The following is a 6730-nucleotide window of genomic DNA, read 5'->3' on the forward strand; positions in this document are numbered from 1 at the left end:
GCGCACCGCGTCCGCGGGCGCGGCGACGGCGCCCGCGGCGCACACGCCGTAGGAGCCGGCCCCACCGCGAGTGACCACGACCAGGGCCGGGCCCAGGGCCGACCACGCAACGGCCGCGTCGGCGAAGTCCCGCCCCGGGTACAGCCATTGCAGGTCCGCGTCGCTGACCTTGACCACGTCGCAGAGCTCGACGAGCGACTCGATCCGGGCCCGTGCCGAGGCCGGGTCGCCCATCAACGACGGCCGGCAGTTGGGGTCGTACGAGAGCACCGCCCGGCCCCGGGCGTCTTCGAGCAGTCGGCGGACGACCCCGGCGCCGGGCTCCAGGACCGCCGCGATCGAACCGGTGTGCACGCACGCGGAGTCGGCGGGAACACGTGCGGTGTCCGGCAGTTCCCACGCGATGTCGAAGTCGTACGTGGCCACACCCGACGCGTCCAGGTACGCCCGGGCCACACTGGTCGGCCGGTCGGACACCGTGTCCGGCGCCGGGTGGACCGAACTCGCGGCCAGGTGCTCGGCGAGCAGCGCGCCGTGGCCGTCGCGCCCGTAGCGGGTGATCAGGTGTACCGGTACGCCGAGCCGGCCGAGTCCCACCGCGACGTTGGCGGGACTGCCCCCCGGGTGGGCCACGACGCCGCCGTCGGGCCCGTGCACCAGGTCCACCAGGGCCTCCCCCACCACGGTGATCACGGGCGGATCTCCCCGGAACCACGCGGGACGAGCCTGGTCCGCATGTGGATGTGCTGTACCGGGGTCGTATCGCCTTCCAGCCGGCGAAACAGGAGTTGGGCGGCGGTACGGCCGATCCCGAAGGGATCCTGGGCCACCACCGTCACCGCGGGCACGAGCAGATCGGCGAGTTCGAAGTCGTCGAAGCCCACGAGCGCGGGCCGCACCGGCGATTGCGCGATGGCCCGCAGCGTCTCCACCGTGCAGCGGCTGTTCCCGCAGAACACGCCGGTCGGCGGCGCGTCGCTCGCGAGCACGTCACGCAGCCACGCCCGGGTCGTGTCGTGGTGCGGCAGCCCGTTGTACACCAGGGCGGGGTCCACGTCGAGGCCGGCCTCGGCCAGCGCGTCGCGGTAGCCACGCAGCCGTTGGCGGGCGGTGAAGATCTCCAGCCGGTCGCCGACGAAGGCAATCCGGCGGTGGCCGTACCGGATCAACTGCTCCACGCCCTCGCGGGCGCCGCCGATGTTGTCGACGAGCACCGTGTCGGCCTCGATGCCCAGCGGCGGCCGATCCACGAAGACGCACGCCATGCCGGCCTCCAGCTCGGGCCGCAGGTAGGTGTGGCTGCCGCTCGCGGGTACCACGATCAGGCCGTCCACCCGCCGCGCGCAGAACGCGAGCGCGAGGTCGCGCTCCTTGACCGGGTCCTCGGCGGACGACGCGCTGAACAGCACCGTCCCGTGCTCGTGCGCGACGTCCTGGATGGACCGGGTCAGCGCCGACGAGAAGGGGTCGGCGGCGTCCTCCAGGACCAGGCCGATGCTCGACGTGTGGCCCTGGCGCAGCAGGGCCGCGCTGTCGTTGCGCCGAAATCCGGTCTGCGCCACCGCCGCCCAGACCGCCTCCTGCTTGGCGGCGCTGACGTTCGGCTCGCCGTTTATCACCCGGGAGACGGTCTTGATACCCACGCCCGCGAGCGCCGCCACGTCCCGCATCGTGGTGCGGCCGCGAGGCTGCTGCTCCGGTGGCGTCGCGCCGGCCATGTGTGTCCTCTCGGCGGCCGGGGCGCGCCCGGCACCCAATGGGGGTGTGTGGTCGAGGATCGCCGAACGCGGCCCGGCACCCACACGCGGGGCACCCTTGACGGCCGAGGCGGCGTTGGCTGGTGAGGTGGCGTTGGCGGGTGAGGTGGCGTTGGCACGCGAAGCGCCGTGCGCGGCCGAGACGCCGTCCAGGCCCGAGACGCCGTACGCGACCGAGACACCATCCAGGCCCGAGACGCCGTACGCGACCGAGACACCATCCAGGCGCGAAACGCCGTACGCGACCGACGCACCATCCAGGCGTGAGGTGTCCTTCGCTCCCGAAGCGACTGTCACGCGCGACACGTCCCGTACGCCCGACGCATCCCTTGCGCCCGACGCATCCTGTAGGCCAGAGGCATCCTTTACAACCTGGACACGTCGCAGATCCGAGACATCCCCTGCGCTCGTGACATCCCCTACGCCCGAGGCGTCCCCCACGCCCGACGCATCCCCTGCGCCCGAGGCGTCCCCCACGCCCGACGCATCCCCTGCGCCCGAGGCGTCCCCCACGCCCGAAGCGTCCTCTACGCCCGAGGCTTCCCTCATGCCTGAAGCGTCCCTCGCGCCCGAGGCATCCCGTACGCGCGGGGCGTCTCCCACGCCCGAGACCCCCGCGCGTGAGATGCCCGGCACGCCGCAGGTGTCCCGTCCGCGCGACGCGTCCTTCACGCGGACGGTGCCTTGCTCGCGCGCAGCGCCTCGGCGATCGTCGGCGCCGATGGCAGCCGAGGCAACAGCGTCGCCTGCACCGCGTGGTAGGCGTCCGGCTTGCCCGTCCACACCGTGTCGGCCGGTCGGTTGTGCGCGTCGAGTTCGTGGTGCCAACTGCCGTGCTCCCGGTCCAGGAAGACGGCTTCAGCGTGCTCCCACCACATTCGGTACCGATCATCGTAGTGGGGCTCACCGGTGGCTCGGCGCAGCGCGGCCGCCGCGGCGATCGCCTCGGCCAGGACCCAGTGCATCCGGCTGCGCACGACCGGGTGGCCGGCCCAGTCGACGGTGTAGACGAACCCCTCGGCCCCGTCCGCGTGCCAGCCCTCGCGGACGGCGGCGGCGAACAGCGCCGCCGCGTCCTCGACGAGCCATCCGGGCGGGTTCGGAAGCGCGGCGGCGAGGGTGACGAGCAGCCGGGACCACTCGAACCCGTGACCGACGGTGGCGCCGTAGGGGCGGAACGGGTCGTCCGGGTGGTCTCGGTTGTAGGCGTAGCGGGGTTGCCATTCGGCGTCGAAGTGCTCGATCAGGCGCCATCCGTTGGCGGGGGCGCGGCGGTGGACCACCTGCTCGGCGATCCGTAGCGCGCGGTCGCGCAGGTGGTCGTCGCCGATGGCGTCGGCCGCCGCGAGGAGGCACTCGACGGCGTGCATGTTGCTGTTCGCGCCTCGGTACGACTCGCACACGGTCCACGCCCGGTCCCAGGACTCGACGCAGGCCCCCTGTTCGTCGTCCCAGAACCGACGGTCCATCGTGTCGAGCGCCGCGTCGAGGAGTTCGCGGGCACCGGGACGGCCCGCGGTGGTCGCGCTCGCGGCGGCGAGGACCACGAACGCGTGGTCGTAGGCGCGCTTTTCGGTCACCTTGGGGCGGCCGGCGCGGTCCACGACCGGGTACCAGCCACCGTGCTCGCGATCGAGCGGCGGACCGGCCAGCGCGGCGAGTCCGTGATCCACGAGCGAGGCCGCGTCGGGGTCGCCGCGCAGGTGCGCGAGCGCGAACACGTGGGTCATCCGGGCGGTGACGTACGTGTGCACCGCGTCGTCTGCGGTGGGTACCCCTACGGCGTCGAGCCAACCGAATCCGCCGGTGGGCAGGCGGGCGCCCTTCGCGAACCGCAGCAGTCGATCGCACTCGACGTCGAGCCACGCACCGTGCGCGGGGGACTCCGTCCACGGGTCGACCGCCATGTGGCGACTCCTCACGGGGTTTTCGACTGACATCGATGTCAAGGAACAGTACGACTCGTGACCCGGGCTGTCGACAAGGTGTCTGATGGAGAGTCAATCTCCGCTGCCGGAACCGCACTTGATCGCATCGGATCGGGTGATATCACCAACCGTGCGGGCTCGTTCGAAACCCTTGACAGTGGGCATCGGCCGTTCCATTGTACTGACATCGTTGTCAGGCAATCGGCGGCCTTGCCTCTCTCCGCCCCGGGTGCCGGCACACGTGCGAGCCCGCACCGGGTGCGGCTACCGACATCACCACCGTGAGGAGTTGGGCACGTGCAACCCCTGTTGGAAGGCCGCGGTCTGGTCAAGCACTTCGGCCAGGTACAGGCGCTGCGCGGCGCCGACTTCACCGTCTTCCCGGCCGAGGTGGTCGCCTTGATCGGCGACAACGGCGCGGGGAAGAGCACCCTCACCAAGGTCCTGGCCGGCACCGAACAACCCGACGAGGGCGAGATCCGCTTCGAGGGCCGTCCCGTCACCCTCGAACGCCCCACGGTGGCGCAGGACTTGGGTATCGAGACCGTCTACCAGGACTTGGCCCTTGCTCCCGACCTCGACGGCGCCGCCAACCTCTTCCTGGGCCGCGAACTGCTACGTCGAGGACTCGCCGGCCGCCTGGGCGCCCTCGACAAGGCCGAAATGCGACGCCGTGCGATCGAAGCCTTCGCTCGCCTGGGCGTCGAACTCCAGGACATCGACGCCCCGATCGGCACCCTGTCGGGTGGCCAACGTCAAAGCGTCGCCATCGCCCGCGCGGTCGCGTGGGCCGACAAGGTCGTCTTCATGGACGAGCCCACGGCAGCCTTGGGCGTCCTGCAACGCGGCCGGGTCCTGGACGTGATCCGCCGAGTCCGCGACAACGGCATCGCCATCGTGCTGATCAGCCACAACATGCCCGAGGTCCTCTCGGTGGCCGACCGCGTCGAAGTCCTACGCCTCGGCCGCCGAGTAGCCACCCTGACCACGACCGACACCACCGTGGAGAACCTCGTCGGCGCCATGACCGGCGCCCTCGACAACGCGGAAACCACCCCATGACCCGGCGAACGCCAACCGCCCACCACCACCTGTTTGTGACGGGCATTCTCGGCCCCACGGTGCAGGGTTCTTTTGGCCCCACCTCCGAGCCCACGCCGAACGCGCGACCCGAGTCCCCCGCGAGTCTTCTTGCCGACTGCGCTTCGGTGGCCGACCGCATCGAAGTCCTACACCTCGGCCGCCGAGACCACGGCCGACACCACCGTGGAGAACCTCATCGGCGCCCTCGACAACGCGGAAGCCGCCCTATGACCCGGCGAACGCCAACCGCCCACCACCACCTGTTTGTGACGGGCATTCTCGGTCCCACGGTGCCGGGTTCTTTTGGCCCCACCTCCGAGGCCGCGCCAGACGCGCGACCCGAGTCCCCCGCGACTGTTCTTGCCGACTGCGCTTCGGTGGCCGACCGCATCGAAGTCCTACGCCTCGGCCGCCGAGTAGCCACCCTGACCACGGCCGACACCACCGTGGAGAACCTCATCGGCGCCCTCGACAACGCGGAACCCACCCCATGACCCGGCGAACGCCAACCGCCCACCACCACCTGTTTGTGACGGGCATTCTCGGCCCCACAGTGCCGGGTCTTTTTGGCCCCACCTCCGAGCCCACGCCAAACGCGCGACCCGAGTCCCCCGCGACTGTTCTTGCCGACTGCGCTTGTGAGCCGAGCAACGGCCGGCCGACAGCCGAACGCCTGTCGGAGCCAGATGAATCCGTTGGGGTGGGGCCGAAAGAACCTGTTGGAGACAACCGCCCGAAGCCCCCACGACACGACCACCGCCGAAGCACGTGCAACCACCACCTGCCCACCGCCGGTGACCCGACGCACCCCGACGCTCCCGTCCCACCGCCCGGACCGACGCCGCACCGCCGAGCGCAGCACCCACGCCGTGAGCCCGCCGCTCACTCGCCGGCAACGTGCGCCGGATGCGAAGGAGTGGGTGGCGGCGTGAGGCCTCGCAGGGTCGCCGCACACACCCATACCGAGACGGCGAACGAAGGAGCCACGCGGTGAGTACCGAGGGAGCCGGCGCCCGCCCACCCGAAGACGACAAGCGAAGGAGCCGCGCCGTGGGTACCGACGAGGCCACCGCGCACACCCACCCGGACAACGCGAAGACGATCCGGGCCACCGAGACCGTCGACGGTTCGCCGACCGCCGCCACCGCGAGCACCGGCACCGAGGCGGCCGAGCCCGCCAAGTCCCTCGGCGCGGCCGAAGCGACGGGGACTGCCGACACCACCAAGCCCGCCGACGCCGGCGCCACGGAAGCCGCTCGACCCGTACACCCCACCAGCATCGACGTCGACGCCACCGAGACGAGCCGGGCGGGCGGGGCTACCGGGATGATCGGGACCGTCGAGGTGACCAGAACCGCCGGGGCGGCCAAAGCAACAGGGGCGACCACGGCGACCGGAGCTACCGAGGCCACCAGGGCAACCAAGGCACCCGAGGCGACCGGGACCGCCGATGCCTCCGGAGCCCTCGAGACCCCCGAGACCCCCGAAGCCGACGAGGCTGACGGAGCTGCCGGGGTCACCGGCGAAGCCAACACCACCGACTTCGCCGCCTCCACCGTCACCCGACCCACCAACACCACATGCCCTACAGGAACTGCCGGCGACACCGAACCCGCTGACGCCACCAACGCTGTCGGCGCCACCAATACCGCCGACGCCGGGCCCGTCGAGGCGACCGGGACCGGCACCACCAAGGCCACGGGGGCGCCCACGGCGACCGGGGCCGCCAGGGCTACCGAAGCCACTGAAGCGATCCTGACCGCCGAGGCGACCGGAACCGTCAGGATCGCCAAGGCCACGGCGGCAACCGGGGCTACCGAGGCATGCGGGACCGCCGATGCCCCCGAAGCCGCCGGAGCTGCCGGGGTCACCGGCGATGCCAACACCACCGGCTTCGCCGCCTCCACCGTCACCCGACCCACCAACACCACATGCCCTACAGGAACTGCCGGCGACACCGAA

General features: G+C 71.6%; 5 protein-coding genes and 1 pseudogene. 3 read left to right on the plus strand and 3 right to left on the minus strand.

Translation table 11 applies throughout. The annotated features are described in order from the left end of the window. The 3 genes from GT354_RS46200 to GT354_RS46210 form a co-directional block, all read right to left on the minus strand. On the minus strand, nucleotides 1-693 hold a 693-nt coding region (locus GT354_RS46200), incomplete at its 3' end, for a PfkB family carbohydrate kinase (RefSeq protein ID WP_161363548.1). After that, nucleotides 690-2054 (minus strand): LacI family DNA-binding transcriptional regulator, encoded by a 1365-nt coding sequence (locus GT354_RS46205; protein WP_346012488.1) that lies wholly within the window; start codon nucleotides 2052-2054, stop codon nucleotides 690-692. The genes GT354_RS46200 and GT354_RS46205, both read right to left, overlap by 4 nt. Nucleotides 2055-2425: 371 nt before the next feature. After that, nucleotides 2426-3664 (minus strand): AGE family epimerase/isomerase, encoded by a 1239-nt coding sequence (locus GT354_RS46210; protein ID WP_161363550.1) that lies wholly within the window; start codon nucleotides 3662-3664, stop codon nucleotides 2426-2428. 318 nt (nucleotides 3665-3982) lie between these two features. Between GT354_RS46210 and GT354_RS46215 the strand changes: the two genes are divergently transcribed. The 3 genes and pseudogenes from GT354_RS46215 to GT354_RS56165 all read left to right on the plus strand — a co-directional run. Continuing rightward, nucleotides 3983-4747, plus strand: coding sequence for an ATP-binding cassette domain-containing protein (locus GT354_RS46215; RefSeq protein ID WP_161363552.1), 765 nt, complete (start codon nucleotides 3983-3985; stop codon nucleotides 4745-4747). 129 nt (nucleotides 4748-4876) lie between these two features. Then, on the plus strand, nucleotides 4877-4999 hold the full coding sequence (locus GT354_RS56160; RefSeq protein WP_272924027.1) for a hypothetical protein: 123 nt from the start codon (nucleotides 4877-4879) through the stop codon (nucleotides 4997-4999). Nucleotides 5000-5818: 819 nt separating this feature from the next. Beyond that, a pseudogene (locus GT354_RS56165) lies at nucleotides 5819-6730 on the plus strand (hypothetical protein); the annotation flags it as partial.

The sequence above is a fragment of the Streptomyces sp. SID3343 genome (assembly GCF_009865215.1).
Classification (GTDB): Bacteria; Actinomycetota; Actinomycetes; order Streptomycetales; family Streptomycetaceae; genus Embleya.

Bases quoted from the DNA above. Each gene is read 5' to 3' on its own strand.
- GT354_RS46210 (WP_161363550.1), bottom strand. From the start codon at position 3,664: ATGGCGGTCGACCCGTGGACGGAGTCCCCCGCGCACGGTGCGTGGCTC.